Annotated in this window: 22 protein-coding genes and 1 tRNA gene; 10 read left to right on the top strand and 13 right to left on the bottom strand. The window is 72.1% G+C overall.

Features of this window, described 5'->3' with window-relative positions:
• Positions 1 to 199: 199 nt before the first annotated feature.
• Positions 200 to 616, top strand: a complete 417-nt coding sequence (locus WMF39_RS03380; protein WP_437715531.1) for a YkgJ family cysteine cluster protein — start codon at positions 200 to 202, stop codon at positions 614 to 616.
• A gap of 35 nt (positions 617 to 651) precedes the next feature.
• On the opposite strand, the gene WMF39_RS03385 is transcribed toward WMF39_RS03380, so the two are convergent.
• The 5 genes from WMF39_RS03385 to WMF39_RS03405 form a co-directional block, all read right to left on the bottom strand.
• Positions 652 to 2,310 carry a phytoene desaturase family protein gene (locus tag WMF39_RS03385; protein WP_437744110.1) on the bottom strand — a complete coding sequence of 553 codons (1,659 nt, stop codon included), beginning with the start codon at positions 2,308 to 2,310 and terminating at the stop codon, positions 652 to 654.
• A 97-nt stretch (positions 2,311 to 2,407) separates the two neighbouring features.
• Positions 2,408 to 2,875 (bottom strand): hypothetical protein, encoded by a 468-nt coding sequence (locus WMF39_RS03390; protein WP_437744111.1) that lies wholly within the window; start codon positions 2,873 to 2,875, stop codon positions 2,408 to 2,410.
• A gap of 26 nt (positions 2,876 to 2,901) precedes the next feature.
• Positions 2,902 to 3,855 (bottom strand): MlaE family lipid ABC transporter permease subunit, encoded by a 954-nt coding sequence (locus WMF39_RS03395; RefSeq protein ID WP_437744112.1) that lies wholly within the window; start codon positions 3,853 to 3,855, stop codon positions 2,902 to 2,904.
• The gene (locus tag WMF39_RS03400; protein WP_437744113.1) at positions 3,852 to 4,412 is read right to left on the bottom strand and encodes a hypothetical protein; all 561 of its coding nucleotides are present in this window, start codon (positions 4,410 to 4,412) and stop codon (positions 3,852 to 3,854) included. Before WMF39_RS03400 ends, WMF39_RS03395 begins: the two co-directional genes overlap by 4 nt.
• A 125-nt stretch (positions 4,413 to 4,537) precedes the next feature.
• Entirely contained in the window at positions 4,538 to 5,314 is a 777-nt protein-coding gene (locus WMF39_RS03405; RefSeq protein ID WP_437744114.1) for a rhomboid family intramembrane serine protease, read from the bottom strand.
• A 63-nt stretch (positions 5,315 to 5,377) separates the two neighbouring features.
• Between WMF39_RS03405 and cysS the strand changes: the two genes are divergently transcribed.
• The 4 genes from cysS to WMF39_RS03425 all read left to right on the top strand — a co-directional run bounded on the left by cysS (position 5,378) and on the right by WMF39_RS03425 (position 11,100).
• A complete protein-coding gene (gene cysS / locus WMF39_RS03410; protein ID WP_437744115.1) occupies positions 5,378 to 6,982 on the top strand; it encodes a cysteine--tRNA ligase in 1,605 nt (534 codons plus the stop codon).
• 158 nt (positions 6,983 to 7,140) lie between these two features.
• The gene (locus WMF39_RS03415; RefSeq protein ID WP_437744116.1) at positions 7,141 to 8,106 is read left to right on the top strand and encodes a DnaJ C-terminal domain-containing protein; all 966 of its coding nucleotides are present in this window, start codon (positions 7,141 to 7,143) and stop codon (positions 8,104 to 8,106) included.
• Between the two features lie 50 nt (positions 8,107 to 8,156).
• Positions 8,157 to 9,236: an AgmX/PglI C-terminal domain-containing protein gene (locus WMF39_RS03420; protein WP_437744117.1), complete on the top strand. Its 1,080-nt coding sequence runs from the start codon at positions 8,157 to 8,159 to the stop codon at positions 9,234 to 9,236.
• 418 nt (positions 9,237 to 9,654) lie between these two features.
• Positions 9,655 to 11,100: a protein kinase domain-containing protein gene (locus WMF39_RS03425; protein ID WP_437744118.1), complete on the top strand. Its 1,446-nt coding sequence runs from the start codon at positions 9,655 to 9,657 to the stop codon at positions 11,098 to 11,100.
• Positions 11,101 to 11,110: 10 nt separating this feature from the next.
• Here the strand turns inward: WMF39_RS03425 and WMF39_RS03430 are convergent, their stop codons facing one another.
• Positions 11,111 to 12,385: a chorismate-binding protein gene (locus tag WMF39_RS03430; protein WP_437744119.1), complete on the bottom strand. Its 1,275-nt coding sequence runs from the start codon at positions 12,383 to 12,385 to the stop codon at positions 11,111 to 11,113.
• Positions 12,386 to 12,450: 65 nt separating this feature from the next.
• On the opposite strand from WMF39_RS03430, the gene WMF39_RS03435 reads away from it, so the two are divergent.
• Positions 12,451 to 13,167, top strand: coding sequence for a TlpA family protein disulfide reductase (locus WMF39_RS03435; protein WP_437744120.1), 717 nt, complete (start codon positions 12,451 to 12,453; stop codon positions 13,165 to 13,167).
• A gap of 73 nt (positions 13,168 to 13,240) precedes the next feature.
• Here WMF39_RS03435 and WMF39_RS03440 read toward each other — a convergent pair whose 3' ends face one another.
• A complete protein-coding gene (locus WMF39_RS03440; RefSeq protein ID WP_012233257.1) occupies positions 13,241 to 13,849 on the bottom strand; it encodes a response regulator in 609 nt (202 codons plus the stop codon).
• A 459-nt stretch (positions 13,850 to 14,308) separates the two neighbouring features.
• On the opposite strand from WMF39_RS03440, the gene WMF39_RS03445 reads away from it, so the two are divergent.
• Positions 14,309 to 14,382: transfer RNA gene (locus tag WMF39_RS03445), tRNA-Pro, on the top strand.
• Positions 14,383 to 14,575: 193 nt separating this feature from the next.
• Here the strand turns inward: WMF39_RS03445 and WMF39_RS03450 are convergent.
• From WMF39_RS03450 to WMF39_RS03460, 3 genes are all read right to left on the bottom strand, one after another.
• Positions 14,576 to 17,323: an ATP-binding protein gene (locus WMF39_RS03450; RefSeq protein WP_437744121.1), complete on the bottom strand. Its 2,748-nt coding sequence runs from the start codon at positions 17,321 to 17,323 to the stop codon at positions 14,576 to 14,578.
• 285 nt (positions 17,324 to 17,608) lie between these two features.
• Complete coding sequence (locus WMF39_RS03455) at positions 17,609 to 18,580, bottom strand: electron transfer flavoprotein subunit alpha/FixB family protein (protein WP_437744122.1); 972 nt, start codon at positions 18,578 to 18,580, stop codon at positions 17,609 to 17,611.
• A gap of 105 nt (positions 18,581 to 18,685) precedes the next feature.
• Positions 18,686 to 19,513, bottom strand: a complete 828-nt coding sequence (locus WMF39_RS03460; RefSeq protein ID WP_437744123.1) for an electron transfer flavoprotein subunit beta/FixA family protein — start codon at positions 19,511 to 19,513, stop codon at positions 18,686 to 18,688.
• Positions 19,514 to 19,836: 323 nt separating this feature from the next.
• On the opposite strand from WMF39_RS03460, the gene WMF39_RS03465 reads away from it, so the two are divergent.
• Positions 19,837 to 20,058 (top strand): hypothetical protein, encoded by a 222-nt coding sequence (locus tag WMF39_RS03465; RefSeq protein ID WP_437744124.1) that lies wholly within the window; start codon positions 19,837 to 19,839, stop codon positions 20,056 to 20,058.
• 243 nt (positions 20,059 to 20,301) lie between these two features.
• Here the strand turns inward: WMF39_RS03465 and WMF39_RS03470 are convergent, their stop codons facing one another.
• From WMF39_RS03470 to WMF39_RS03480, 3 genes are all read right to left on the bottom strand, one after another.
• Positions 20,302 to 21,117 carry a hypothetical protein gene (locus WMF39_RS03470; RefSeq protein ID WP_437744125.1) on the bottom strand — a complete coding sequence of 272 codons (816 nt, stop codon included), beginning with the start codon at positions 21,115 to 21,117 and terminating at the stop codon, positions 20,302 to 20,304.
• 299 nt (positions 21,118 to 21,416) lie between these two features.
• A complete protein-coding gene (locus WMF39_RS03475; protein WP_437744126.1) occupies positions 21,417 to 22,055 on the bottom strand; it encodes a sigma-70 family RNA polymerase sigma factor in 639 nt (212 codons plus the stop codon).
• A gap of 50 nt (positions 22,056 to 22,105) precedes the next feature.
• Positions 22,106 to 22,414, bottom strand: coding sequence for a hypothetical protein (locus tag WMF39_RS03480; RefSeq protein WP_437744127.1), 309 nt, complete (start codon positions 22,412 to 22,414; stop codon positions 22,106 to 22,108).
• Positions 22,415 to 22,811: 397 nt separating this feature from the next.
• Here WMF39_RS03480 and WMF39_RS03485 point away from each other — a divergent pair, with 397 nt between their 5' ends.
• Together WMF39_RS03485 and WMF39_RS03490 are read left to right on the top strand one after the other, a co-directional pair.
• Positions 22,812 to 23,951 (top strand): serine/threonine-protein kinase, encoded by a 1,140-nt coding sequence (locus tag WMF39_RS03485; protein WP_437744128.1) that lies wholly within the window; start codon positions 22,812 to 22,814, stop codon positions 23,949 to 23,951.
• A complete protein-coding gene (locus WMF39_RS03490; protein WP_437744129.1) occupies positions 23,951 to 26,521 on the top strand; it encodes a protein kinase domain-containing protein in 2,571 nt (856 codons plus the stop codon). Before WMF39_RS03485 ends, WMF39_RS03490 begins: the two co-directional genes overlap by 1 nt.
• Positions 26,522 to 26,532: the final 11 nt, after the last annotated feature.

The following is a 26,532-nucleotide window of genomic DNA, read 5'->3' on the forward strand; positions in this document are numbered from 1 at the left end:
CCCATCGCGTTCCCATCGCGTTCCCATCGCGTTCCCATCGCGTTCCCATCGCACGATTGCACCGTGGCGCTATGTTGGGCGCGCGCCGTGGCGAGCACTTCGCCGTCGCGGAGGCTTGCTCGGCCGCGTATGCTCCGCTGCCTGACAGCGAGCGCTCGGCCTCTTCGCTCCGGCATCGGCTGCACGTCCCTCACGATCCATGACGACGACCCTCAAGGCCAAGCCCCGCGTCTCTTACGATTGCTCGAAGTGCCCGGCCTACTGCTGCTCCATCTACGAGCGGGTCGAGGTCACGCCGCGCGACCTGCGGCGGCTCGCCCGCCATTTCGGCCTCACGCTCGAGGCCGCCGAGGAGCGCTTCACGAAGCGCTACAACGACGAGCGCATCCTCCGGCGGCAGTCGGATCCGGTGCTCGGCCGGGTCTGCCGCTTCCTCGATCTCACGACCCGCGGCTGCACCATCTACGAGGCCCGGCCCGAGGTCTGCCGCGATTACCCGGGCAGGCCGCGGTGCGGCTATTACGACGTGCTCCAGTTCGAGCGGGAGACACAGGACGATCCCGACGTGATGCCGCTCGTGCAGATCACGTTCCGGTCCAGGACGCCGGCCGGTTAGCGCTCGATAAGGCGGCAGCGCGGCTCAAGCGCGGCTCACGTCCCCTCGTCGACCTCGTCGCCCGTGTCCGCCTGCGCCGCCGCGCTCGCCTCCCCCCGCTCGTGCAGCCACTCCTCCGGCCGATCGGCGGGGTAGATCCGCAGCGAGCCGTCGGCCGGCCCGAGCAGATCCTCCGCGCGCGCCGCGCCCGTGATCCGCTGCGCGGCCATGAGGCCTGACATCGCGGCGCCTGCCACCCCGTGGCTCAGCGTGCTGGCGCCGCACTGGTACAGCCCCGGGATCCTCGTCCCGATGGAGAACGACAGCGGGCCGAGCTGCCACGTCGTCTTGGCGGTCCCGTAGGCGGCGCCGCGGTACGTGGCGCAGTAGAAGTCGTTGGTCAGCGGCGTCGCCACCGAGCGGAACACGAGCGCGCGCGAGATGCCTGGGATGACGTTCTCCGCCGCCGCGATCATCTGATCTCCGATCGACTCCTTGAACGCCTCGTAGTCCGCCCCTCGCTCGCCCGTGCGGGTCTTTTCCCAGCGCGTGAAGGGGCCGTGGGGCACGAACGTGAACATCTCGATCGTGTGGTGGTTGCCCCGGGTCGGGTGGCCCGGGTCCTTCAGCGTCGTGATGGTCAGGAACAGCCCGTCCACCGCCCCGCGCGGCAGCTGGTGCTCCATGCGCTCGTAGAGGCGCCCCACGTCTCGCTCGCGGTACCACCAGTAGTTGCCTGAGTCGTAACCCATCGACCGGAGGTCCATGTCCACCGCGCAGAAGACGCTGAGCAGGCTGACCGAGTACTCCATCCGCTGGACCTTGCGGCGCTCGCGGGCGGTCAGCTCGGGCGGCAGCAGCTCTCCATAGGTGATCGCCGGGTCCGCGTTCGAGACGACGCTCGCCGCGCGCAGGACCTCTCCCCCTTCCAGCTCGACGCCGGCCGCTCTCCCTCGCTCGACGAGGATGCGCTTCACCCGCGCGCGCGTCCGCACCTGCCCGCCGAGCCGGCGAAGGGCCCTGATCATCGCGAGCGGGATGCGCTTCGCGCCCCCGCGCGGGTAGTACCCGCCATCCATGTAATGGCAAACGATGCCCGCGTGGACAGGCAGCGCCACGCGCGACGGCGACAGCCCGTGATCGCCCCCCTGCGCCGACAGGAACGCGCGCAGCAGGGGATCGCGGATCGTCGCGTCCAGCAGATCCTCCTGGGTGCGGAGGCCCCAGCGCACGAGGCTCGGCGCCTTGAACGGCGCGAGAAGCACCCTCGGGAACTCGAGCATCGCCTCGAGCCGCCCGAGATCGTCGTTGACCCCGCGCAGGACACGGAAGTACCGCGCTATCCCCGCGGCCTCGTGCGGGAACCGCGCCGTGAGCCGGGCGACGAGCCGATCGAGGCCCTTGGGCACGTCGAGCCGCTCGTCGCCGATGATCAGGTGATCGAGCCCGTCCGGGTTGAGCTCGCAGAACTCGAGATCTCCCGAGAGCCCGAGCCCCTCGTAGAGCCGCCGCACGGCGCCCCCCGGACCGAGCCCGCCGATATAATGGACTCCCGGGCTGAACAGGTACCCGTTCAACGAGAAGCTGTGCGTCCACCCGCCGGGCAGGTAGTGCTGCTCGACGACGAGCACCTTCTGTCCCGCGCGCGCCAGCGCGAGCGCCGCAGTGAGCCCGCCGGCGCCCGATCCGATCACGACGGTATCCGCGTGCCGCATGACGCTACCCCTCCGGACTACGATGCTCCAGGGACGTGGTCGGCTGCGCGCTTGTGCCCTCGATGGCCCCGCCTCTCGCTCGTCGCTTCCCCGTCGTTTACCCGCCGCCTCGCTTGCCGGCGTCGGGCGGCGCCCCGGCGTCGGGCGGCGTCCTGTCCGCCTTCTCCATGTTCATGAGCGGCAGCGGGCAGACGACGGGCACGGCGCGCGCGGGGGTCTGCGCCGACTCGCGGAGGCATGTCTTGCCGGTCAGGCGGAGGCGCTCGCCCACCTCGAGGTCGGGCGGGCACACGACCGCCTGGGACGCGGAGACGAGATCCCCGTCGATCCAGAAGATCTCGCACCCGTCGTCCGTCCGGCGGAGGTGGTAGTGCCGCGTCGGCCGCCGCGGCACCGGCGTGCCCTCCGGGAGCGCGGCGCCGCCGTCGCTCGCCTCCGCGACCCCGCCCTCCTTCCCGGCGTCCCCCTGGCACGCAGTCACCCCGAACGGCACCCCGAACAGCACCCCGGACAGCAGCACCGGCAGGAGCCCGGCCAGCGTTCGCTGCGGCGTCGGCGGCGGCATCTGGGCGCCTCCCGGACCGGCCCTGCTCACCGGGTCGGGAAGAGCAGGATGGACATCTTGGTCAGGAAGAAGTCGGCGATCAGGATGGTGATCGACGTCACGACCACCGTGCGCGTGGTCGCGTGGCCGACGCCCTCTGTTCCGCCCCGCGTGATCAGCCCGAAGTGGCACCCGACGAGCGCGATGATCGCCCCGAAGAAGGGCGTCTTGTACATCCCGCTGAAGTAATCCATGAACGTGACGGATCCGAGCGCCGTCCGCAGGAAGAAGCCGGCGGGGATGCCGAACTCGGTCGCGCAGACCAGCATCGCCCCGCCGAAGCCCAGCACGAGCGCGAACGCGCCGAGCACGGGCATCACCACGACGCTCGCGAGCAGCCGCGGCAAGACGAGCTTCTTCAGCGGGCTGGCGCCGAGGGCGCGGATCGCGTCGATCTGCTCGGTGACGGCCATCGACCCGACCTCGGCCGCGATGCCGGCGCCGATGCGGCCGCCGACGATCACCGCCGTCAGCGTCGGCGCCAGCTCGCGCGAGAACGACAGGCCGATGATGCGGCCGGTGTACTCCATGCCGCCGAACTTCTGCAGGCCGATGGCGAACTGCACCGCCATGACCATCCCGACGAAGAGCGCCGTCACCGACGCGATGGCGGCCGAGCGGACGCCGAGCGCCTCCATCTGATAGAGGGTCGAGCGGATCTCGAGCGGCCGCTCGAACATCGACCTGAGCGCCCCCCAGGTCATCCGCCCGAACTGCCCGAGGTGCTCGACGAACCCGACCGCGTTCTCGTTGATCCGGGCGAGGAGCGGGGGGAGCGGCGGAGGGGGCAGGCTGTTCGGCGCCTGGCTCTGCGGGGGCACGCTGTTCGGCGGCAGGCTCTGCGGGGGCACGCTGGTGGAGCCCCCGCCGGAGGAGGCGGCCGGCGGGCCGTTCGAGGCGGGCGGCGGCGCCGCCACGGGCCGTTTGCGATCAGTCGTCATCGGTCATCGGTGCGCAGGGTCGAGAAGCCGCGGACCATCCGCGTGAACGCCGGCTCGCTGGCGGCGTAGCCGGCGGGATCGGCGATGAGGAGCATGTCGTACACGCAGCCGTTCTTCTTGAGCACCCAGATGTCGAAGACCTTCGGCACCCCGTCGAGCTTCGCCGACATGACGGTGTGCATCGCCTCGCGGCCGTCGAACGGCACGACCTCCTGCTTCAGCACCTCGCGCTCGGTGAAGTGCAGGAAGAGGTGGTTGGTCAGCGAGACGAGCGGGATGTCCTCCTCGTTCCGGCAGCGCCCGTTGAGGGCGATGGTCGCCCCGTTCGCGTCGTCGCGGTACGCCACCGCCGCGTCCGACACCTCGAGCCGCTTCCAGCTCGCCGGCGCCGGGGGCACGCGGAACGCCACGTCCGTGCCGCGGTAGACCGTTCCGTCGAACGACGACCCTCCGCAGCCGGCGAGCGCGATCGCGACGGCGAGCAGCCAGGCTCGGGGGTGCGCTGCCTCGGCCGCAGAACCCGCGGCGGTGAGGCGCCTTCGAAGGGGTCGTCGCATCGCTGCGAGCCGACGCTATCACGCTTTTGCATCCTGGGCGAACCGCGAGCAGCCTGGCCGTTCCGGCGAGATCCTTCGGATCTCACCGGCTTTTTCGCCGCGCGCCGCGTACAGGGCGCCGCACCTCACCAGGAGTCTCGCCGCCGCGGCGCGTCCCACGGCGGGGCCCGGCGGGCAGCGGGGTGCCGGGGGGACGGGCGAAAGTGCTGCCAGCGCTCGTGCTCGCGCCGGGTGCGCCCTGTCATGAAGATGCGGACGAGGAAGAGCCCGGCGACGAACCCCCCGAGGTGCGCGAAGAACGCCACGCCGCCGCCGCGCACGCCGATGGAGCCGAGCCCGTTCAGCAGGTTCACCACGAAGTACTCGAGGATGACCAGCCACGCCGGGAGCTCCAGGAACAGCCCGAAGATGAACCACAGGAGGAAGATCGGGTTCAGCACCGTGATCGGCGATCGCGGGTAGAGCGACGCGTACGCGGCCAGCACGCCCGAGATCGCGCCGGAGGCGCCCACCATCGGGATCGTCGAGCCGGGATCGATGACGACCTGCGCGCCCGCGGCGGCGATCCCGGACAGCACATAGAAGGCCGCGTAGCGGGCGCTGCCCAGCGCGTCCTCGACGTTGTCGCCGAAGATCCAGAGGAACAGCATGTTCCCGCCGAGGTGGGCCCACCCCGTCGGATCGTGCAGGAACATGCTGCTGAAGACCGTCCACCACGCGTCGCTCGGCGCTTCCAGGAGCTGCTCGGGGACGAGGCCCCACGCCGAGAGCAGCCGGTCGGGCGGCAACCCGGCCGCGATCGTCGATCGCATCCAGAAGAAACCGAGGACGTTGAGCGCGATCAGCAGGTAGTTGACGGCCGGCAGCTTGCGGGTGGGCAGTTGGTCACGGACGGGCAGCATCGCGATCACCTTAAGCACGCGGGCCCGTGACAGCATCCGCCTGCCTTGATAGACCCCCGGCCGATGTCCGCCCTGCGCCTCCACGACACGCTGACCCAGAAGCTCGCCCCGCTCGCCCCACGGCGGCCTGGCGAGGTCCGCATGTACTGCTGCGGCCCGACGACCTACGACGTCGCGCACGTGGGGCACGGCCGCGCCGCGCTCGCCCCGGATATCCTCGTCCGCCACCTGAGGGCGCGCGGCCTCCGCGTCGTTTACGTTCGAAACGTCACGGACGTCGACGACAAGATCCTGCAGCGGTCGGCCGAGTCCGGCGAGCCCCCCATGGACCTGTCGGCGCGGATGGCTCGCCTGTACCAGGAGGACGTCGCCGCCCTCGGCTGTCTGACGCCCGACGTCGAGCCGAAGGTCTCGGAGCACATCCCGGAGGTCATCGCCTTCGTCGAGCGGCTGATCGAGCGAGGCGTGGCCTATGTCGTCGAGCGGCCCGGCGACGTTCGCGACGTTCGCGACGTTCGCGACGTTCGCGACGTCTATTACTCGGTCCGCAGCTTCCCCTCCTACGGCAAGCTCTCGAAGCGCAACCTCGACGAGCTGCGGGTCGGCGCGCGCGTCGGTCCGTGCGAGGACAAGCGCGATCCGCTCGACTTCGCGCTCTGGAAGGGGGTCGCCCCCGGCGGGTGGGGCTGGGACAGCCCGTGGGGCAAGGGGCGCCCCGGGTGGCACATCGAGTGCTCTGCCATGGCGGGCCGCTACCTCGGGGCCGGCTTCGACGTCCACTGCGGCGGCATGGATCTCGTCTTTCCCCATCACGAGAACGAGATCGCCCAGAGCGAGGCCGCCCATCCGGACGGCGCGCCGCTCGCCTCGATCTGGATCCACAACGGCTTCGTCAACGTCGACAAGGAGAAGATGGCGAAGTCGCTCGGCAACTTCGTCAAGCTCCGCGACGTCTACGCGCGCAACGACCCGGAGGCGCTCCGCTACTTCCTGCTCACGGTCCACTACCGGGGTCCGCTCGAGTTCGACACCCACAAGCGCGACGACGGCCGGGTCGTGTTCCCCGGCGTGGTCGAGGCCGAGCGCCGCGTCGACTACCTGTATGCGACGCTCGATCGACTGTCCGCGCTCTCCGCGCCGTCCGCGCTCGCCGGCCCGCCTGCCAGCGAGGGCGCCGCGCCGGAGCTGTCGGCGCGGCTCCCGAAGGGGTTCGCGGCGCTCGCCGCGCTCGCGGACGGCGCGCCGGGCCGCGCCGCCGCCGCGCTCGACGACGACCTCAACACCCCCGTCGTGCTCTCGATCATCGCCGAGGTCGCCAAGGCCGCCAACGAGCTCGCCGACGCCGCGCAGCGGCGGGGGAAGGACCAGGACGTCGCCCGCGCCGCCCCGCCGCTCGCGCGCCGCCTCCACGCGGCCCTGCGGTCCTCGCTCGACGTCCTCGGCCTGCTGCAGACGCCGTCTCCGGTCTACCAGGCCCGCACGCAGGAGCAGCGCCTCGGGCTCCTCGGCACGACCCGGCAGGCGATCGAGGCGAAGCTCGCCGAGCGCGCCGCGGCGCGCGCCGCGAAGGACTTCGCGCGGGGCGACGCCCTCCGGAAGGAGCTCGAGCGCGACGGCATCGAGGTTGCCGACTCTCCCACCGGTACGACATTCCGGGTGAGCGCCTGAGGCGCGCCGCGCCGCGCGCGTTCCACCGCTGACGCTCGTGCAGGCGGCTGCCCCCAGTGGACGAGGACCGACGGGAGATCTAGGTTTCGGCCCGATGAAGGCCCGCAGCGGTCCGCGCGCCTCGCACCTCCCGCGGACCAGAACGATGACGGACGACCATGGCTCGTGATCTCTACTCCGTGCTCGGCGTCTCGCGCGACGCGGACGAGGACAGCATCAAGAAGGCGTTCCGCAAGCTCGCGATGAAGTACCACCCGGACAAGAGCCCGGGGAAGGCCAACGAGCAGAAGTTCAAGGAGATCAACCAGGCTCACGAGGTGCTGAGCGACAAGACGAAGCGCGCGCTCTACGACGAGTTCGGCGAGGAGAGCCTCTCGCAGAACTTCGATCCCGAGCGCGCCCGCGCCTACCGCCGCTACGCGAACGCGCGGGCCGGCGGCGGGGGCCGCGGCCCCGGCGGCTTCGACGTCCAGGAGATCTTCGGCAACGCCCCCGCCGGAGGCGACCTCAGCGACATCCTCGGCGACCTCTTTGGCCGTGGCCGCGCCGGCGCGGGCGGCGCAGGCCGCCGCCCGCAGCCGGCGCGCGGCCGCGGCGGCGACATCGAGCAGAACCTCACCATCGATTTCGTGTCGGCGGTGCGCGGCACGACGCTCCAGCTCCAGCGCGAGGGTGATCCCGAGCCGGTCACGGTGCGCGTCCCGCCCGGGGCCGCCGAGGGCAGCCGCCTGCGCATCCGCGGCCAGGGCGCGCCGGGCATGGGCGGCGGCGAGCCCGGCGATCTGCTGCTCAACATCCACGTCACGCCGCACCCGTTCTTCAAGCGCGAGGGCGACGACCTCCACCTCGACGTCCCCGTCACCCTGGGCGAGGCCTACCGGGGCGAGAAGATCCGCGTCCCCACGCCCGACGGCGAGGTGACGCTCAAGATCCCGGCGCGCACCCAGACCGGCCAGGTGATGCGGTTGCGCGGCAAGGGCATCGCCCGCAAGGCGAAGGAGCCCGGGGATCTCTACGTGAAGTTCGTGGTGCACGTCCCCACCGTCGACGACCCCGAGGTCGCGAAGGCGATCGATGCGCTCGACGGCAAGGTGGAGGCGCCGCGCGGCGATCTCCGGTTCTGAGCGCGGCCTCCCGGCGCGGCGCGGGCCGCGCGTGCGGTCCGCTCCTCGCGATGGCCATCGCGCTCGCCGCGTGCGCCTCGCCGGCGCCGCCGCGCCCGGCCCCGCGCGCCGCCGGCCTCTCCGCCCCGGCCGCCGCCCAGCCGGGGCGTCCGCCCCGGCGGGTGGGCGCGCTGGCGGCCGCCGCCTCCTCCACTGAGCTGCGCGCCCCGGCCGCGCCTCCGGCGGTCTCTCCTGCGGCGCCGGGCGCCTCCCTCGGGGACCCGTCCGCGGCGGCCGCCGAGGGCGACGCGCGCGGCGCCTCGCAGGGGCCCTCGATCGCGATCGATCCGCCCTACAAGCTCGGCCGCCACCTCGTGCCTCGCGGCCAGGCCGAGGCGGCGGAGCGGGATCGCTGGAACGCCGGGGGCAGGGGGGATCCTCCCGCGCCGCCGCCTCCGGCCGAGGGGCACCCGCTGCCGAGGATCATCGTGGACATCGACCACGTGAAGGGTCCGCTCAAGGCGAGCGAGGTGCAGCGCATCGCCCGGCGGCACCTCTGGATCCACGTCTACTCGTGCTACCGCCTGCGCGCGTACCGGGACCCGACGCTGCACGGCAAGACCACGGTGCGGCTCACGGTGAGCCGCGCCGGCAAGGTCACCGGGGCGCGCGCCACCTCGTCCACGCTCTCCGCGCCGGACGTCGTCTCGTGCCTCACCGCGCGCGCGCGGTCGCTCCCGCTCCCCGGGGCCAAGGCCGGCTCGACGGTCGTGGCCACGCTGCAGGTCTATCCGGGCGACGAGCCGGTCGAGCCTCCGCCGTCCGTCCTCGCTCCTGGCCCGGGCGAGCTCCAGCCGGACGCGATCTCCGCCGCCCTGGCCGAGGCCTTGCCCGTGTGGCGGAGCTGCTACGAAGAGGCCCTCGCGGGCGCGCCGGCGCTCTGGGGACGCCTCGCGATCCGCTTCCACGTGACGGACAGCGGCGCTGTCGACGAGGCCTTCGAGGCCGAGTCGCGCTTCCCGGACGAACGGCTCACCCGCTGCGTGCTCCGGCGCGCGCGAGCGCTCACGTTCCCGGCGCCGGAGGGCGGCGACCTGCGCTTCGTCGTACCGCTCCGGTTTTCGCCCGACCCGCAGCCCTCAGCACCCTAGTTCCGCCCGCCAGAAGTCCGGCCATCTCTGGCCGGATTTCTGCGCCGCTTCAAGGCGACGTCGCGCGGGCGGAACCGGCTCTGTTTCCTCGGGGCTTCGCTCCGTTGTACGTCCCGTTCTACGCCCCGGTGTCCGCTTCGCGACCGCCCTGGTTCCGCCTGGCCAGGTAAGGCTCCTCGCCGCGCCTGACGCTGCACCGACCTCGGAGGCCGGGTTCGGTCTGCCCCAACCGGGACGGGCTCCTTGTGCTCCGCGATACGACTCGCCTCTTTCCGCGCGCGGCGTGCGGTGCGAACGCTCCCGCCGCCTGCACGGTCGAGGCGGTCGCACAAGCAAACCGTGCAGCGACCCGCAACGCCAAATTGCGCCGCATGGCGTATGTGCAACTTTACGGTGGGGGAGGAGGCTCAGGTAACCCATGGATATCTCACCGGGCACCATCGTTGGGGGGAAGTATCTGCTGGAGAGGCAGCTCGCGCGTCCGTTCGCGCGGATCGCGCGCGACCGCGGTTCTGTCTGGGCCGCGCGCGAGCTCCAGCTGGGCGTTCGCGTCGCCCTGAAGCTCTTCGACCCCGACGCCGGCGCCACGGGGGAGATCCTCTGGCTCGACCGCTGGGTCCGCGCCGCCGCCGAGCTCTCGTCGCGGCACGTCGTGAGCGTGCGCGATCACGGCACCGAGGACGGCGTGGTCTACCTGGCGATGGACCTGCTCTCCGGCGAGGATCTCGCGGCGCGCCTCGTCCGGCGCGGCCGGCTCTCGCTGGACGAGGCCGCGCGCGTCGCGGCGCAGGCCGGCGACGCCCTGCAGGCCGCCCACGCGGCGGGCCTCCTTCACCAGGGCCTCCGGCCGGAGAGCCTCTTCCTCGCGCTGGAGGGCGACGAGGAGGTCGTGAAGCTGCTCGACTTCGGCCTCCCGAGGGCGGTCGCGCCACGGCTCGTCGGCGAGATCGCGGCGGAGATCAGCGCGGGCGCGCTCCACTACCTCAGTCCGGAACAGATCCGGGCGGAGCGGACCCTCGACGCGCAGACCGATCTCTGGTCGCTGGCGTCGATCCTGTTTCGCGCGGTGACCGGTCACCTCCCGTTCCCCGGCGACATCGCCAGCGTCGTCGCCTCGAAGATCCTGCTCGCGCCGGTGCCCATCGCGACGCGGCTCGCGCCGAGGCTGCCTGCCGCGCTGGACGGCTTCTTCGAGAAGGCTTTCGCGCGCGACCGGGCCCGGCGCTTCCGCTCGGTGGAGGAGATGGTGTCGTCGTTCGCTCGCATCGCGGAGCACGCGCCGCCGCCCTCCTCTGGCCTCCCGCGCCCGCCCCTGTCGGCGCGCGCTTCCGGGATCGCCTCGGTGCGGGCGCCGGTCGCGGCGTTCGCGCAGGGGAACGCGGCGGCCCCTCGCGCCGTCGTGGGGCCGGAGGCCGGCTCCGAGCCGCCGACCGCGAGCCGCACGACGCCGCCGGACACGCTGCTCGGCGCGGAGAGCGCCACCGTGCTGCGCGGGCTCGCGTCGCCCGCGCGCCTGGGCTGGCTCCTCCCCGTTGGCCTCGTCGCGCTGATGGGCGTCGCGACGTTCGTGACGCTCACGCGGCCCGAGCGCCCGAGGCCTGTGATGGCCGCGACCGGCGCCAGGGCGGCCGTGCTCACGGCGGCGCTCGCCGCCGGCAAGGCCCAGGCGGCGCGCGCCGCCGCGCTCGAGGCGATCGCCTCGCCGCCGGCTCGGCCGGCGCCTCCCGAGCCTCCTCAGCGCGGCGCCCGCGCGGCGGCAACCGCGCCCCAGGCCGCCGCTTCGTCGCGCCTCGCGCGGCCAGGCACCGCCACGGGGGCGGCCCCCACGGGCGCGCGCGTGCGCCAGAGCCTGCTGCACGACTGAGCGCTGCGCGCTACGCGCTCCGGACCGCGTCGTCGTCAGCGGCGGCCTTCTCGGCGGCGGCCTTCTCGGCGGCGGCCTTCTCGGCGGCGGCCCTCTTCTCCGCGGCCGCGTCGCTCGCCTTGCGCGCCTCCTGCGCCGCGCGGATTGCCGACAGCGCCGCGCGCGCGTCGCCGCGCGTCCGTTCCGACGCCGCGCGCGGGTCGCTCCCGTTCCCGATGCGCGCGCCGGTCATCGTCTCGAAGTACCCCGACTCGACCCAGACGGCGCCGAGCGTGTGCGCCATCTCCGCGCCCTCCGGCCCGAAGTACCCGACCGAGCCGCCGTAGATCTGGCGCGGGCCGACCTCGAGGCGGCGGCTGACGCCGCTCGCGTGCGCCGCCGGCGCGCCGACCGCGCTGCCGCGCGCGAAGGCGGCGCGCAGCGCCTCGACGGGCGACGCGTCGCCTGCGCTCGGCCCCGCCGACGGATCGCGCTCGACACGGACGAGCGTCTCGCCCGACGCGCCTGCCACCGTGAGCCCCGGCGCGAACGGCGACTCCGCGAAGTCGAGGAAGTAGAGGTGGGTCGACGGCGCGAGCACCCGCAGCGCCCGGTACACGTCGAACGGATCCGCGCCGCGCAGCGGGGCTCGGAACCTGCGGGCGAGCACGACCTCCTTCGCCTCGCCGGCCGCGACGCGCTCGTGCGCCGCGGCCACCTTCGCGGCGAAGTCCTCGTCGGCCACCGGCGTCTCGACGTGCTCTGGCAGGGCGTGCGGATCGAGCGCGGGGAGGCTCATCTGCTCTGGCCCGTGCGACAGCTCCCAGGCGCATCGGCTCACGGCGCCCTGCGACTGGCCGGCGATCGTCATGGTCTGCGCCACGCTGTCGAACACGACGACGGTCGCGTCCTTCATGATCCGTCCGAGGTAAGCCTCGTCGGGCCACGGCTCGACGCCCAGGAGCAGGTGCACCGCATCGTACGCGAGGAAGCCGACCCAGGCCTGACAGACGCGGGCCGCCAGGTCGCGCGCCGTGCCCTGTGCGTCCGGCGCATTCCGCGTGTCCGCCGCCGCGGCTTGCGCGAGCCCGTCCGCGAGCGTCGCGAACGGGTCGAACCCGCTCGGGAGGAGGGTCTCGGCGCGCGCCCTGTAGCCGAGGATCGCGTAGCGGCCCCAGCGCTCGCCGGGCAGGGCGGACTCGAGCATGAACGACGACCGGCCCGGCGACTGGGCGCGGAGCGCGGCGTAGGCGCGGACCGGCGTGACGTGATCGGCCGGCAGGGTGCGGGTCACGACGGAGCTCATCGCAGCCCAGCCTACACGACGTTGCGCCGCGCGGAGAAGGCGGGCAAGGTACCTCGAAGGACGCGGTGCGAAGCGCGAACGCCCTCTCTTCGGCCCTTGGTTTGACTGCCTGCGGCGGCTGGCTGGTCGCCTTTGGCAGCTTGGCGGCTGCCTGCGGCGGCGCGCAGCCCGCCCCGGAGGGCGCGAGCACCACGGTCGTCTCGCTGCGGAAGATCGACTGCGAGGCGTGCGGCGCCGAGCTCGTCGCGGATCTCCGCGAGCGTCCGGGCGTCTATTCGGCCGCCTTCGACAGGCGCCGCGCCGAGATCTCCGTCACCGCGTCGCGGTCGTTCGACGTCGCCGGGACCGTGAAGCGGCTCGCCGCCGACGAGGGGTTCGAGGCGGTGCTCGGCGCCGGCCAGGGGCAGTACCTCGGCTGGGCGACGTTCCCCGAGGGCGCGGACGCCCGGACGATCGAGGACGGCGGCGCGGACATCCCCGACCTCGGCGCCCAGATCGTCCCGGGCAAGGTCACGGTCATCGACTTCGTGGCGGCCTGGTGCATGCCCTGCCGCAAGCTGGACGCGCACATGGTCACGGTGCTCGAGGCCCGCAAGGACGTCGCGTACCGCAAGCTCGACATCGTCGACTGGGACAGCCCGCTCGCCCGGCGGTACCTGAAGCAGGTCTCGAAGCTGCCGTACGTGATCGTCTTCGACACGTCGGGCGCGCGGATCGAGGCGATCGCCGGCCTCGCGCTCGACGAGCTCGACGCGGCGATCGAGCGCGGCGCGCGGCGCTGAGCCGGCGCTGGCCCGGGCGCGCGCGTCCACGCTGCGCGCGCGGCGGGCCAGGCGTCGCCGCTCGGCGAGCGGATCAGTAGTGGCCGAAGAGGTCCTGGATGCGCGACTCGAGCGCGACCGCGATCTTGTAGAGCGACGAGATGGACGCCGACGACTCGGCGCGCTCGATCTGCGACAGCAGCGACACGCTGAGTCCCGTGCGGCGCGCCATCTGCTTCAGCGTGAGGTCCTTGTCCTTGCGGAGGTTCCTGATCGTGTCGCCGATGACGCGGTGGAGCTGCTCCTCGGGCGTGCGCGCGAGGCCCTTCTTGCGCATGACGCGGGCGAGCACCTCGCGGAACTCGTCCACGTTGAACGGCTTCTTGATGTAATCGACCGCGTCGAGCTTCATAGACGCGACGGCGCTCTCGAGGTTGGGGAAGCCGGTGAAGATGACGACGGCGATGTCGTTGTCGACCTTGCGGATGCGCTTGAGCACCTCGATGCCGTCGAGCTTCGGCATCATCAGGTCGAGGATGATGAGGTGGTAGCCGCCCGTGCGGACCTCTTCCTCCACGGTCGTGGGGTCGCCCAGCGTCTTGACCTGGTACCCGTCGCGCTCGAGAAGCGTCTGCATGTAGTCACAGATCGCGCGGTCGTCGTCGACGATCAGAATGCGTACAGCGGGAAGCTCAATTGCCACCTGTTCCTCCTCTCACGTCACGACCGCCGGAGAGCCGGCCGGTCGCCCTGGTCCGTTCTGGAAGGGGCCGCCCGTGCGGTCCCCTGCTCAAGTTGCGCGAGCAGGGGGCGAGGCCCTCACCGGCGCACCAGACGCCTCGCTCTCTGCTTCCTTTCGGCAACATCGGGATTCCAGTGACACTTTAACACGGCCTGAGCAAGTCAGGACGGGACATTTTTCTTGCGCTCCCACGATTCTTGGCTTCGTGAAACGTCCGGGGCGCCGGGGCGACCCCGAAGTGAGCGAATTCTTGCCACTTTTTGTCATCTGACGGTCATGTGGTGCGCGGGCGCTCCCGGGGACGCCGTGCGAGCCCGCGGTGCGGCCGTGGAGCCCTGATCATTTCGTCTTGACAAGCGGCTCGCTCTTGGCGATGTTGCGCGCCCGCTGTTCAGCGGGCGTTGCTCTTGGGGCAGCGAACGGGGCGTAGCGCAGCCTGGTAGCGCACTCGGTTCGGGACCGAGGAGTCGGAGGTTCAAATCCTCTCGCCCCGACTCAGTTCATCTGGGGATCCACGAAGGGCGGCCTGATGGCCGCCCTTCGTCGTTTGGGCCTGCCGACGGGAAGACGGGGAGCGGGGGGCTTCCTGGCCGTGGGCGTCTACGTGGACGTCTGGCCGTTTACGTCCACGACCACGTCCACGTTGACGTCCACGACCACGTTGGGGGGGCGTGGTCGGGGGCGGTCCTAGCCGGTGCGGCCCGCCAGGTTGGCGATCACGGCCGCTAGCTCCGACGCCTCGATCGGCTTGGGCACGTGCGACTGGAAGCCGGCCAGCAGCGCGCGTGTACGGTCCTGGGCGCTCGCGTACGCGGTCAGCGCCGCGGCGGGGATGCGCCCTCCCTGCTCGGGGCTCTGCGCACGCAGGCGCCGGATCAGGCTGTAGCCGTCCTCCCCGGGCATCCCGAGATCGCTCAGGATCACGTCGGGCTTCTCGCGCTCGATCGCGGACAGCGCCTCGTCGACCGTCGCGACCGCGGTGATGCTCGCCCCCTTGCGCTCCAGCACCGTGGTCACGAGCTCCCGCGCGTCCGGCTCGTCGTCGACCATCAGCACCCGGACGCCCTGGAGCGTCGGCTCCAGCTCATTGGACAGGGGGACCAGCCCGTCGGCCCTCCGGAGCGCCGCGATGGCGCCCCGGGGCGCGAGCGGGATGTCCACCGTGAACGTCGCGCCCTTGCCGTCCCCGGCGCTCTCCGCCTTCACGGTGCCGCCGTGGAGCTCGATGAGGTGGCGGGCGATCGCAAGGCCGAGCCCGAGCCCGCTGTGCGGCCGCGTGCTCGTGCTGTCGGCCTGGCGGAAGCGGTCGAACACGTACGGCAGGAACTCCGGCACGATACCCTGGCCCGTGTCGCTCACCTGGATGCGGGCCAGGCCCTCGGCCCTGCCGAGCAGGATCGAGACCTTGCCGCCGCGCGGGGTGAACTTGATCGCGTTCGACAGGAGGTTCCACACCACCTGCTGCAGCCGCGTCTGGTCGCCCGAGATCGGCCCCGCGTTCGGGTCGAGCTGCACGAGCAGCTCGATCCCCTTCGCGTCCGCGCCGTGGCGGACCGCGTCGATGGCGGCGTTGATGACCGGCGGCAGGTCGACCAGCATCACGTCGAGCCGCAGCTTGCCGGTGATGATGCGGGAGGCGTCGAGGAGGTCCTCGACGAGCTGCGCCTGGAGCGTGCCGTTGCGCTCGATCGCCTCCAGCGCGCGGACGTGCGTGTCCGGCTTCAGCGAGCCCTGCCGCAGCATGCGCGCCCAGCCGAGGATCGCGGTGAGCGGGGTCCTGAGCTCGTGCGAGAGCGTCGCGAGGAACTCGTCCTTGGCGCGGTTGACCTGCTGCGACTCGCGGTAGAGCTGGGCGTTGTCGAGCGCGAGCGCGGCGAAGTTGCAGAGCTCCTCGGCGAGCGCGAGATCCTCGACGGTGTAGCGCCGGCTCGGCTCGGTCGAGAGCAGCGTGATCGCCCCGCGCGTCCGGTCCCGGGCGCGCAGCGGCACGATCATCGCCGAGCGGACGCCGAGCTCCCGGAGCAGCGCGAGGTACGCCGGGTCGTGCGCGCCGGACCAGCACTCGTTGCCGGGCTTCAGCGACGCGGCGCGCTGCCACGCCATGCCCTCGACCTCGGGGAGCAGGAGCGACTCGCCGCACCGGAGCACCGCGTGCACCGCGCGCGGCACCTCGGGATCCGTCGGGTAGCGGGCCGGGAGATCCCGCCCCAGCGCCTTCTTCGTGTCGCTCGCGTGCACGGCCGCGAGCCGGCCGAGCGAGCCGTCCGGCTCGACGATGTCCACCACCGTGGCGTCGGCGATGTGCGGCACCGCGAGGCGGGCGACGTTGGCCAGCGTGCTCTCGTAGTCGAGGCCCGACAGCGCGAGCTGCCGGCTCGCCTCGCCGATGAAGTAGCGCCGCTTGTCGGCGAGCCGCTTCTCGGTCACGTCGCGGAAGACCAGCACGAGCCCGACGAGCTCGCCCTCCTCGCTCCGGATCGGCGCGCCGTTCGAGTCGATCGCGAGCTCCGAGCCGTCCTTGCGCAGCAGCAGCGTGGTGTCGTCGAGCCCGATGATGCCGCCGTGGCGCAGCACCTCGGTGACCGGGTTGTCGAGGTCGTGGCGCGTCTGCTCGGAGATGATCCGGAAGACATCGGACAGGCGGCGGTCCTTCGCCTCATCGAGCGTCCAGCCGGTCAGCGTCTCGGCCACGGCGTTCATGAAGTCGATCCGCCCGGTGCCGTCGGTCGAGATCACCGCGTCGCCGATGCTCTTCAGGGTGGTCGAGAACTTGGTCTTGCTGACCCGGAGGTCCGCCTCGAGCTGCTTGAACTGGGTGATGTCGGCGAAGATGGACACCGCGCCGAGCATCTCGCCCTCCGGCGAGAAGAGCGGCGCGCAGCTGCCGAGCAGCATCCCGTGGGTGCCGTCGAAGCGCTGGAAGTGGACCTCCTCCGCGGGGACGCTCTCCCTGCGCGACAGGCACCGCGCCATCGACCAGTCGCCGCCCTCGAACGGCCGCCCGTCGGGGTGGAACGCCCGGTAGCGCCCCCAGCCCTCGACGTTCTCGGCGGTGGAGCTGCCGGCCCAGATCCGCTCGGAGGCGCGGTTCTGGAGGATCAGCTTGCCCTGGCTGTCGGAGACGATGATGCCGTGAGGGCTCTCGCTGAGGAGCGCGTCGAGGAGCCCGCGCTCGTGCTGGGTGATCACGCGCAGCCGCTCGACCTCGCGGCGCAGCGCCTCGATCTCCGTGTCGACCGGCGGCACCGACGCAGCGAGCGGCGTGAGCTCGAAGGAGGCGCTCGCGGTCGGATCGAGGCTCACGATCGCGCGGTCGATCTCCATGACCGTCGGGCCGATGAGCCGCCGCTGCTCCGTGGTCGTGGCCGTGTCGTACAGCAATGCCCGCGCCTGCGCGAGCGCCGCGACGATCGGCATGTCCGGGCGTTCGGGCATAGAGCTCAAGGGATCCCACGGCCGCAGGACGCGAACAAGATGCTACGTGCGCGACCTGACACGGAAATCGCGCCCGTGAACGTGAACTTCTCGCTGGACGGACTCATCCGGTGAGCCGGGGTACGCTCGCATCGCTGGAGGGCGGACGAGGTGCACCCCGGCGGGGTCGGTTGTGCTGGTCGCGTCGGTTGTGGTGGCCGCGTCGGTTGTGGTGGCCGCGTCGGTCGCGTCCGTTGCGTTGGTTGCGTCGGCCGTCTCGGTCGCGCGAGGACGGTCGCGCGAAGATCAGCTGCGGGCTGCCTGGATCTGCTTCACGAGCTCGGGCACGGTCGCGAAGAGATCGGCGACCAGGCCGTAGTCGGCGACCTGGAAGATGGGCGCGTCGGCGTCCTTGTTGATGGCGACGATGACCTTCGAGCCCTTCATCCCGGCGAGGTGCTGGATGGCGCCCGAGATGCCGACGGCGACGTAGAGCGAGGGGGCGACGACCTTGCCCGTCTGGCCGACCTGGAGGTCGCTGGCGGCGTAGCCGGCGTCGCACGCGGCGCGGCTGGCGCCGACGGCGGCGCCGAGGACGTCGGCGAGCGGGTCGAGGACCTCGTTGAAGCGCTCCTTCAGGGCGCGGCCGCCGGAGACGACGACCTTGGCCTCGGTGAGCTCGGGGCGCTCGCTCTTCACCTGGTCGAAGGAGACGAACTCGACGCGCTCGGCCGCCGCGCTCGGCGGGACGACCGCGACCTGCTCGATCGGCGACGTCGACCCGGTGGGCTCGGCGGCGGCGAACGCGCTCTGGCGGACGCTCACGACCTGGACGGGGGTCGAGACGGTGCAGACGCCGTACGCGTTGCCGGCGTACATGGGGCGCTTGTACTTGAGCTTGCCCCCCTCGGGGAGGAGCTCGGAGATGTCGCTCGCGAACCCTGCCGAGAGCCGCGCCGCGACGCGCGGGAGCAGGTCCTTGCCGTAGGCGCTCGCGGTGCCCACGACGACGGCGGCGCCCTTGGCGGCCGCCGCGACGGTCGGCACGTAGCGCTCGGCGACGTAGTCCTTCAGCGAGCTCGCCTGGGCGACGAGCACCTTGGCCGCGCCGAGCGTCGCTGCCTCGGCGGCCGCGTCGCCGAGGGCGTCGCCGATCACGAGGATCGAGTACGTCCCGCCGAGCGCCGCCGCCGCCTGCCTCGCGAACGTGACAGCGGAGTGGGTCGTCTTCTTCAGCTTTCCATCGGCGGCCTCGGCCACCACGAGAACGTCAGCCATGATCCCTCCTGCACGACCCGCCGCTGCGGGTCGGGGTCCGCGTCGGCGGCACCCTCGATGTCTTCGACCTCTTGTCGCGTCCGGTCTTGTCCCTGCTGCGTCCCGTCAGATGGCCTTCGCCTCGTTCTTGAGGCGCGAGACGAGCTCGCTGACGTCCTTCACCTTGATGCCCGCCTTGCGCGCGGGGGGCGGCTGGAACGCGCTGTACTGGACCTTGAGCGCCTGGTCCGCGGCGAGGTCGGCGAGCTTCACCTCGGCGAGGGGCTTCTTCTTGGCGGCCATGATCGCGGGGAGCGCCGCGAAGCGGACGCCGTCGTTGTACTTGAACGCGGGCGCCGTCTTCTGGGAGTAGACGCTGGTCGGCGCGACGATACGCAGGTCGACGGTGACGACGGCCGGCAGGCGCACGCGGAGGGTGGAGACGCCGCCGTCGACCTCGCGGCCGACGAGGAGCGCGCCCTTCTCTTCCTTGATGGTCGCGGCGAACGTGGCGAGCGGCCAGTCGAGCAGCTCGGCGAGGATCTGGCCGACCTGGTTGGAGTCACCGTCGACGGCCTGCTTGCCCATCAGCACGACGTCGGGCTTCTCGCGCTCGACGAGCGTCTTGAGCGCGCGGGCCACGAGGTCGCCGTCGAGCTTGTCGTCGGTGACGTCGACCCGGATGGCCTTGTCGGCGCCGGTGGCGAGCGCGGCGCGGAGGGTCTGCTCGGTCTCCTTCGGTCCGAAGGTGACGACGACGACCTCGCCCGCCCGCGTCTTCGGCGCCTTGCCGTCCTCGGTCAGGCGGAGCGCCGCTTCGAGCGCGTACTCGTCGAACGGGTTCGGCTTCCACTCGAGCCCGGTCGTCTCGATTTTGTCCCCGGAAGCGGGGATCTTCACCTTGTTCGCGTTATCCGGATCGGCGACGCGCTTGAGCGGAACGAGGATCTTCACGGCTCGGTGGCTCCTGTTGCTGTGTGGTAACGCAGAGCGTAGTCCGCCTCGGCAAGGACGCGCCACGCCTGCGGCAGCCGGGCCGGCGGCCCCATGCGTGGACCCGGCGCGCGCGGCTGAAACAGCACGCCCGAGGCGGAGGGAGCCGGTCATGGCAGCGCCGACGTGGTGCGTCAAGCAGACGCGACGGCCTATTCGAAGGGCGCGAGCCATTGTGAGGGGTCTCGCGGAGCGGGAGAGGCGAGGTGATCCATGGTGAGGGGGTGGCGTAGGGGGGCGTAACGGAGGCGATCCATCGAGAGGGGGAGGAGAGCGTCGTAAACGTGAACGTGGTCGTGGTCGTGGTCGTGGTCGTCGACGGCTCGATCGTTGACGTGAACGTTCTGCCGAAACCCTTGGCCAACGAATGGGAGCGGCGACTTCCGGGGGCCGTTCACGTTCACGACTGTGCCGTCGACGACCACGACCACGTTCACGACCACGTTCACGACCCGCTGGTGACCGATGGTCGGGGGAGGGGAGCGTTTACGGATGCGATCCGTTGAGAGGGGGGTGGCGGAGGGGGGTGGTTAACGGATCGAGTCAGCCCGGAGGGCCCGGCGGAGGGGGGTGGTTAACGGATCGAGTCAGCCCGGAGGGCCTGGCGGAGGGGGGGTTAACGGATCGAGTCAGCCCGGAGGGCCCGGCGGAGGGGTGGTTAACGGATCGAGTCAGCCCGGAGGGCCCGGCGGAGGGGGGTGGTTAACGGATCGAGTCAGCCCGGAGGGCCCGGCGGAGGGGCGGCCCCGTCAATCCACGCCGGTCGCCGGGGCTCCCTCGTCGATCGCTTTCTCGCCGGCGTCGGACGGCGCGCCGCCTTCCACGTCGGTCTCCTCCTTGCCGCCCGAGCGCCGGCGCTCGGCCTTGGCCGTCTCCCGCTGGAGCGGCGCGAGCAGCCGGCGCGCCGTCTCCTCGCCGGCCTCCTCGAGTTCCAGCATCTGGAGGACGCTGCGCACCACCTTGATCCAGCGGTTGCGCGCCCGGAGTTGCCCGCCGGGCGACTCGGCCGCTCCCGGCCGGTCCTCCGCCGAAAGGTGGATCCGCTGCGCGTCGAGCTTGCCGAGCTCGTCGCCCGCGGCGAACCACGCCTGCACCGCCTTGAGCAGGTTGCCCCCCGGCGTCGGCAGCGCCCGGAGCGCCGCCTTGGACTCCGGCGTCAGCCGGTCGCGCGCGAGCTTCACCTCGCCGGCCTCATCGCTGTAGCTCGCCCCGATGAACTTGAGCCCATCCGCGAAGAGCTGATCGCGAATCTCGAGGTAGATCGCCGCGTCCTCGGGCTCGTCGGCCAGATCGGCGAAGCCGGTGAGCACCGCATGGGCGCCGCGGGCCTTGCGATCATGGATCTGATCGGTCGCGACCAGCTTTTGCTGGATCTCGGAGATCTGGTCGTCCGCCTTCTTCTGCCGCCGGTGCGACTTCAAGACGCCTTCGTGCGCCTCCTCGATATCGTCGATGAGCGGGGCACACCGCTTCAGCGACACGAGGCGCGGCCTTTCGCGCTCCGGGTCGAGCCAGGCGCCGGTGATCTGGACCATTTGACGAGGAGAGAGGTCTTTGAGGGCCATGGTGCCTCCTTGGTTGTCCTCCGGCGACGCGCCGGGGAATGCACCATCCGTCACGCTCTCAGGCAGGATGGGCATTGTAAATGCTCTTTTGCGCGGCGCGAGATTTCGAGTCGGCCCGCGGCGCGTCCGGGAGGGGCGCCGCGGCTCGATTACGGCCCGATTACGGCCCGATTACGGCCCGATTACGGCTCAATTGCAGCTGATTCGCGGCTCAAGACGGGCGCGCGGGGGAGGACGGTGTTATCGCCTGTAATTGCCTTTTGCGCCGGAAGCTCGGGTGGTCCTGCGCTGAGGTCCCTTCAGGTCCCCTCGCTCGGCGGCGGCTCCTCGACGTGGCTCGTCTGCAGATCGCCCCGAAGGCGTTTCCGCAGCTGTTCGTCCATGCGGGTCGCGTACTTCTCGTGGACGCCGAGCGCCGCGGCGACCTGGGCCCACGAGAGCTCCTGCCAGTATCGCAGCTCGATGAGGCGCGCCTCCCGTTCGTCGAGGCCGCGGAGCGCCGCGGCGAGCGCCTCGAAGGCGCGCGTGCGCGCGAGCGCGTCTTCCGGGTGCGCCCTGAGCCGCTCGCCCGTGTCCCCCACGAAGCGGGTGAAGACGAGCGTCCGGCAATGGGCCATGAGCTGGCCCGACGCGTCGTCGTCGTCGTCGCTGAACGGATCGCTGGTGTCGCGCATCGACTCCGCCGCGTCGAGCGCGGCGGCGGCGCCGGCGCGCCGGATCGGCGCGTCGCGGGTCAGCTGCCGCATCACGGCGCCGGCGACCCGCTTCCAGGCATAGATGCCGAGGGGGACGCCGCGCGTTTCATCGAAGCCGAGCCCGGCTTCCAGGAGGGCCTGGTAGGCCGTCTGCTCGCAGTCCTCGATGCCCTGGCGCGTCCGCACGCCGTAGATCCGCGCGGTCGCCCTGGCGACGCGGCGAGCGAGGGGGAGCGCCGCCATGATGCGCTCCCGCGGGGGGTGAGGTGAGGGAGGAGGACGCCGGTCCCTGATCAATGCCGCCCGCCGGAGGTCCCGTCGTCGGGCGCCGCCGCCTCCTCGCTCGCGCCCCCGCCCTCGCGGGCCATCGCGCCGCTCCCGGCCGGGACGTAGCCCTTCGCCCGCAAGCGAGCGTGGAGCGGCGCCGCCGTGGGGTGGGTCGTGATGAAGACCGCGAGGTACCTGCGGTAATCCTCGATCTCCTCGGGGGAGAGCACCCCGAGGTACGGGCCGAGCGCGTCGGCGAGACAGGCCTCCACGATGGGATCGGCGTCGCCGGGCGGCTCCAGGTCGTCGTGCTGGTCGGAAGCGTCGTGCGTCATGGGGACCTCGCGCAGGGGGGCCCGCGTGCGTGCGGCGCCCGTTCCTTCTCCTAAATCACTGCCGGGTGCTCGTTTCAGACAAGGAAAGCGACACGCCGGGATCGTTTTGTCGCGCCCGCCCCCGGAGGCGCGCCGGCGCCGGGCGCGGGCGGGGTGCCGGGGCGGTTGGAGGGCTGGACCGTGCGCCGGAGCGCCGGGGTGCGCCGCGGCCGTGGTCGTGGCCATGGCCGCGAGGGCTGGTAACAGATTGAATTGATGTCGTTTTTCAGGAATCGGCATCGCCGGTGCATTTTCTTTGTCTGAACCGGCGCCCTGGTCGTGATTTCCATCTCAGGAGACCTCGCTGGTGGAACGCGGCACCTCAGACGGCTCAGGGCGCTCGGGCGGTGCCTGGGATGTGCTGGAAGGCACACCTTACCGGGCGGTCCGGGTGCTCGGGCGTGGGGGCATGGGGGAGGTCGTCGAGGCGGAGCACCGCGCGCTCCGGAAGCGGGTCGTGGTGAAGCTGGTCCGCCGCGCGCTGGCGCACGATCCGCGGTTCGCGGACCGGCTGCAGGTGGAGGCGCGGGCGCTGGCGGCTGTGTCGTCGCCGCACGTGGTGTCGGTCCTCGATCTGGGGCAGACGCCGTCGGGGCGCCCGTATTTCGTGATGGAGCGGCTCGAAGGGCGGACCCTGGGGGAGGAGCTCCAGCGGCGCGGTCCGCTCCCGGTGGCCGAGGCGATCGATCTGGTGCGGCAGGTACTGGCGGGGCTCGCGGCGGCGCACCGGGTGGGGCTGGTGCACCGCGACGTGAAGCTCGATAACGTGTTCCTGTGCGCGCCGGGGGCGGCGGCGCCGGGCGGCGCCCGGGTCGCGAAGGTGCTCGACTTCGGCGTCGCGAAGGTGCTCGACGGCGCCCTGGCCGGCGCGGCGCCGGGGGCGCCGCCTGTGGTGGACGGGCCGGCGTATCCGACCGACGCCGGACTGCTGGTGGGGACGCCACGGACGGCCTCGCCGGAGCAGGCGCGGTGCCAGCCTGTGGACGCGCGGGCGGATGTGTATGCGGTGGGGCTGCTGATGTATACGCTTGTTGTGGGGCACGGTCCGTTCGCCCATGTCGAGGACGCGCTGGCGCTGCTGCGGGCGCACGTGGTGGAGCCGCCGGCGCCGCCGTCGCGGTACGCGGGGCAGCGGATCCCGGCGGCGCTGGACCGTGCGGTGCTGAAGGCGCTTGCGAAGCGGCCGGAGGAGCGGTTTCAGAGCGCGGAGGCGTTCGGGGAGGAGCTGGCGCGGATCGGGGCGGAGCTCGCGGAGGAGGACGGGAGCGGGAGAGCGGCGCGGATGCCGGAGGCGGAGGCGGGGTGGGGGCCGCAGAGCAGGGCGTGGTTCGAGGCGAGGCCGGAGGGGAGCAGCAGGGCGAGGGCCTGCGGGGGCGTGGCGGTCGAGGCGGGGGAGGCGCCGGTGGACGCGCGGCTGTTCGCGGGGCTGACGCTTGCGAGCACGGTGGTGTTCTCGGCGATCGCGGCGCTGGTGCTGCGCGGGATGGGGGTGTGGTGATGGCGCGGGAGGCGCTGAAGGCCGGGGACGTGTTCCTGGACTACCGGATCACGGAGGTGATCGACGCGGGTGGGATGGGTGAGGTGTACAAGGCAGTGGAGGACTACTCGGAGGATGTCGTGGCGATCAAGTGCATGCTGCCACGGCACCTGAAGAGAGAGGACTTCGCGAGGCGGTTCCGGCAGGAGTGCAAGTTCTATCCGAAGCTGAAGCACCCGAACATCGTGAGGATGAAGAAGGCGGGTGTGTCGCCGGATCACGTGGCGTACATCGTGATGGATTACCTCGAGGGCAGGACGCTGAGGAAGCTGCTGAACAAGGCGTACCGTCTCGATTTCTTAAGCGCGATGCACGTGATGCTGCAGGTGGCGGACGCGATGACGTTCGTGCACTCGAAGGGGATATGGCACCGGGACCTGAAGCCCGAGAACATCATGGTGGGGACGAAGGCGGACGCGAAAGGGCACGTGTGGCTGCTCGACTTCGGGATAGCGAAGTTCGCGGACGGGGGGATGAACACCGATGATCTGCCGGACGTGGGGACGGTGAGGTACATCTCGCCGGAGCAGGTGAAGATGCTGTACACGAGCTCGAGGAAGGCCGAGCGCGTGGAGCGTGCGAGGCCGGATGGGCGTACGGACATCTACGCGTTCGGTGCGATTTTTTATGAGGTGCTGACGGGGAAGCACCTGTTCCTGGACGACAGCGAGCCAGCGACGGCGGAGGAGACGCTGACAGGGCACCTGGTGGCGGCGCCGGAGCCGGTGCACGAGATCGTGCCGGATTGCCCCGAGTTCGTGTGGCCGGTGGTGGCGAAGTGCATCGCGATCGACCGCGAGGAGCGGTATCCGAGGTTCGACGATGTGGCGCGGGACCTGCGGGGGCTCTTGAGAGAGACGGTGCCGGCGGGGCACGTGCTGGCGCAGCGGCTGGCGCGGGAGCGGCTGGAGGCGGAGCGGCAGGCGGCGTTCGCGGGGGTGGCGCTGGAGGACAGCGCGCCGGTGGAGGACGAGGCGGAGACGGAGGAGGCGGGGCAGGAGGGCGGGATGGAGCGAGGGAGCGCGGCGGCGGAGGAGGAGAAGAAGAGAGGGCGGCGGGTGGTGCACGGGGAGACGGCGCCGCTGGAGCAGTTCGTGGCGCCGGCGAGCGCGCTGCCGTTTGCGCCGTCGTCGCGCGTGCCGCGAGGGCGGGGGGTGGGGCATACGGAGCCGCTGCCGGCGCTGAAGCCGCTGGAGTCGACGGCGAAGCTGTCCGGGGCGTGGGCGGAGAGGATGGCGCAGCGAGCGGGGGCGGCGGCGACGCCGCAGCCGCCGGCGGAGGTGAGGGCGGGGAGTTATTCTGGGCCGTTGCCGCCGGCGGAGGTGAGGGCGCAGGCGTATGCGGGACCGGTGCCGATGGCGCAGGCGCACGGTGGGCCGGTACCGATGCCGCAGTCGCACGGTGGGCCGGTACCGATGCCGCAGTCGCATGGTGGGCCGGCGCCGATGCCGCAGTCGTATGGTGGGCCGGTGCCGATGCCGCAGGCGTATGCGGGACCGCCGCCGATGCCGCCGTCGTACGGCGGGCCGGCGTCGCACGTGGGGGCGCAGGGGTATCACGCGGGGGCGCAGGGGTATCACGCGGGGGCGCAGGGGTATGGGGGACCGCCGCCGTTGCCGCCGTCGTACGGCGGGCCGGCGTCGCACGTGGGGGCGCAGGGGTATCACGCGGGGGCGCAGGGGTATCACGCGGGGGCGCAGGGGTATGGGGGACCGCCGCCGTTGCCGGTGATGGAGACGCAGCACGCCGTGCCATTGAGGGAGGCACGACGAGCGGCACCGCAGCGGCCGCAGGAGGTGGAGCTGCCGTACGTAACGCCGCAGCTCCTGGCGACGGAGGCGTCGCGTCCGGGAACGGCGCCGCCGATCGCGGCGCGGCCAGCGGCGCCGAGCTCGGTGACGGCACCGAGCGCGGGGCCGGCGGAGTCGTTGCGGAAAGAGACGCCGATGACGCCGGTGGCGGCGCTGCTGACGCAGCCGCGGCGAGCGCCGAGGGCGTACGTGCTGGCGCCGCTGGTGGCGCTGGCGCTGACGCTGGGAGGCGTGGGCGCGGTGCTGGGGCTGCGCACGGCGCCGGAGCCGGTGACAGGAGAGCCGGCGGCATCGGCGGCGCCGGCCGAGAGCGCGACGGCGAGCGCGGCAGCGCCGGCGGCGGCGCTGGCCGAGAGCGCGGCGGCGGTCGCAGCGCCGCCGCCCGAGGCGAGCGCGGCGGCGAGCACGGCCGAGGCGGCGCTGGAGGCCGGAGCCGTGGAGAAGACGGGGGCGGCAGCGGAGGCCAAGGCGCCTGCTCCCAAGGAGCAAGCGGCGGCGGTGAAGGCAGAGCCGGCGAAGGCAGCGCCTGTGAAGGCGGCGCCGGCGGAGACGGAGGACGACGAGGACTTCTACCCGATGCCGAAGCCTCGGAAGCCGTCGTTTCTGCGGGTGATCGAGGAGCAGAAGAAGGCGGCGCCTGCGAAGCCGGCCGCGCCTGCGAAGCAACAGGGCGCGAAGCCGGCCGGGCCATGCGCCACGGCGGGGTGCAGGCCGTTCTAGTGTGTGGTCGC

The sequence above is a fragment of the Sorangium sp. So ce1504 genome (assembly GCF_051521635.1).
In the GTDB taxonomy this organism is placed as follows: Bacteria; Myxococcota_A; Polyangia; order Polyangiales; family Polyangiaceae; genus Sorangium; species Sorangium cellulosum_B.

Coding starts and splice junctions, on each gene's coding strand:
- WMF39_RS03380 (WP_437715531.1), top strand. CDS start 200: ATGACGACGACCCTCAAGGCCAAGCCCCGCGTCTCTTACGATTGCTCG.
- WMF39_RS03385 (WP_437744110.1), bottom strand. CDS start 2,310: ATGCGGCACGCGGATACCGTCGTGATCGGATCGGGCGCCGGCGGGCTC.
- WMF39_RS03390 (WP_437744111.1), bottom strand. CDS start 2,875: ATGCCGCCGCCGACGCCGCAGCGAACGCTGGCCGGGCTCCTGCCGGTG.
- WMF39_RS03395 (WP_437744112.1), bottom strand. CDS start 3,855: ATGACGACTGATCGCAAACGGCCCGTGGCGGCGCCGCCGCCCGCCTCG.
- WMF39_RS03400 (WP_437744113.1), bottom strand. CDS start 4,412: ATGCGACGACCCCTTCGAAGGCGCCTCACCGCCGCGGGTTCTGCGGCC.
- WMF39_RS03405 (WP_437744114.1), bottom strand. CDS start 5,314: ATGCTGCCCGTCCGTGACCAACTGCCCACCCGCAAGCTGCCGGCCGTC.
- cysS (WP_437744115.1), top strand. CDS start 5,378: ATGTCCGCCCTGCGCCTCCACGACACGCTGACCCAGAAGCTCGCCCCG.
- WMF39_RS03415 (WP_437744116.1), top strand. CDS start 7,141: ATGGCTCGTGATCTCTACTCCGTGCTCGGCGTCTCGCGCGACGCGGAC.
- WMF39_RS03420 (WP_437744117.1), top strand. CDS start 8,157: ATGGCCATCGCGCTCGCCGCGTGCGCCTCGCCGGCGCCGCCGCGCCCG.
- WMF39_RS03425 (WP_437744118.1), top strand. CDS start 9,655: ATGGATATCTCACCGGGCACCATCGTTGGGGGGAAGTATCTGCTGGAG.
- WMF39_RS03430 (WP_437744119.1), bottom strand. CDS start 12,385: ATGAGCTCCGTCGTGACCCGCACCCTGCCGGCCGATCACGTCACGCCG.
- WMF39_RS03450 (WP_437744121.1), bottom strand. CDS start 17,323: ATGCCCGAACGCCCGGACATGCCGATCGTCGCGGCGCTCGCGCAGGCG.
- WMF39_RS03455 (WP_437744122.1), bottom strand. CDS start 18,580: ATGGCTGACGTTCTCGTGGTGGCCGAGGCCGCCGATGGAAAGCTGAAG.
- WMF39_RS03470 (WP_437744125.1), bottom strand. CDS start 21,117: ATGGCCCTCAAAGACCTCTCTCCTCGTCAAATGGTCCAGATCACCGGC.
- WMF39_RS03475 (WP_437744126.1), bottom strand. CDS start 22,055: ATGGCGGCGCTCCCCCTCGCTCGCCGCGTCGCCAGGGCGACCGCGCGG.
- WMF39_RS03480 (WP_437744127.1), bottom strand. CDS start 22,414: ATGACGCACGACGCTTCCGACCAGCACGACGACCTGGAGCCGCCCGGC.
- WMF39_RS03490 (WP_437744129.1), top strand. CDS start 23,951: ATGGCGCGGGAGGCGCTGAAGGCCGGGGACGTGTTCCTGGACTACCGG.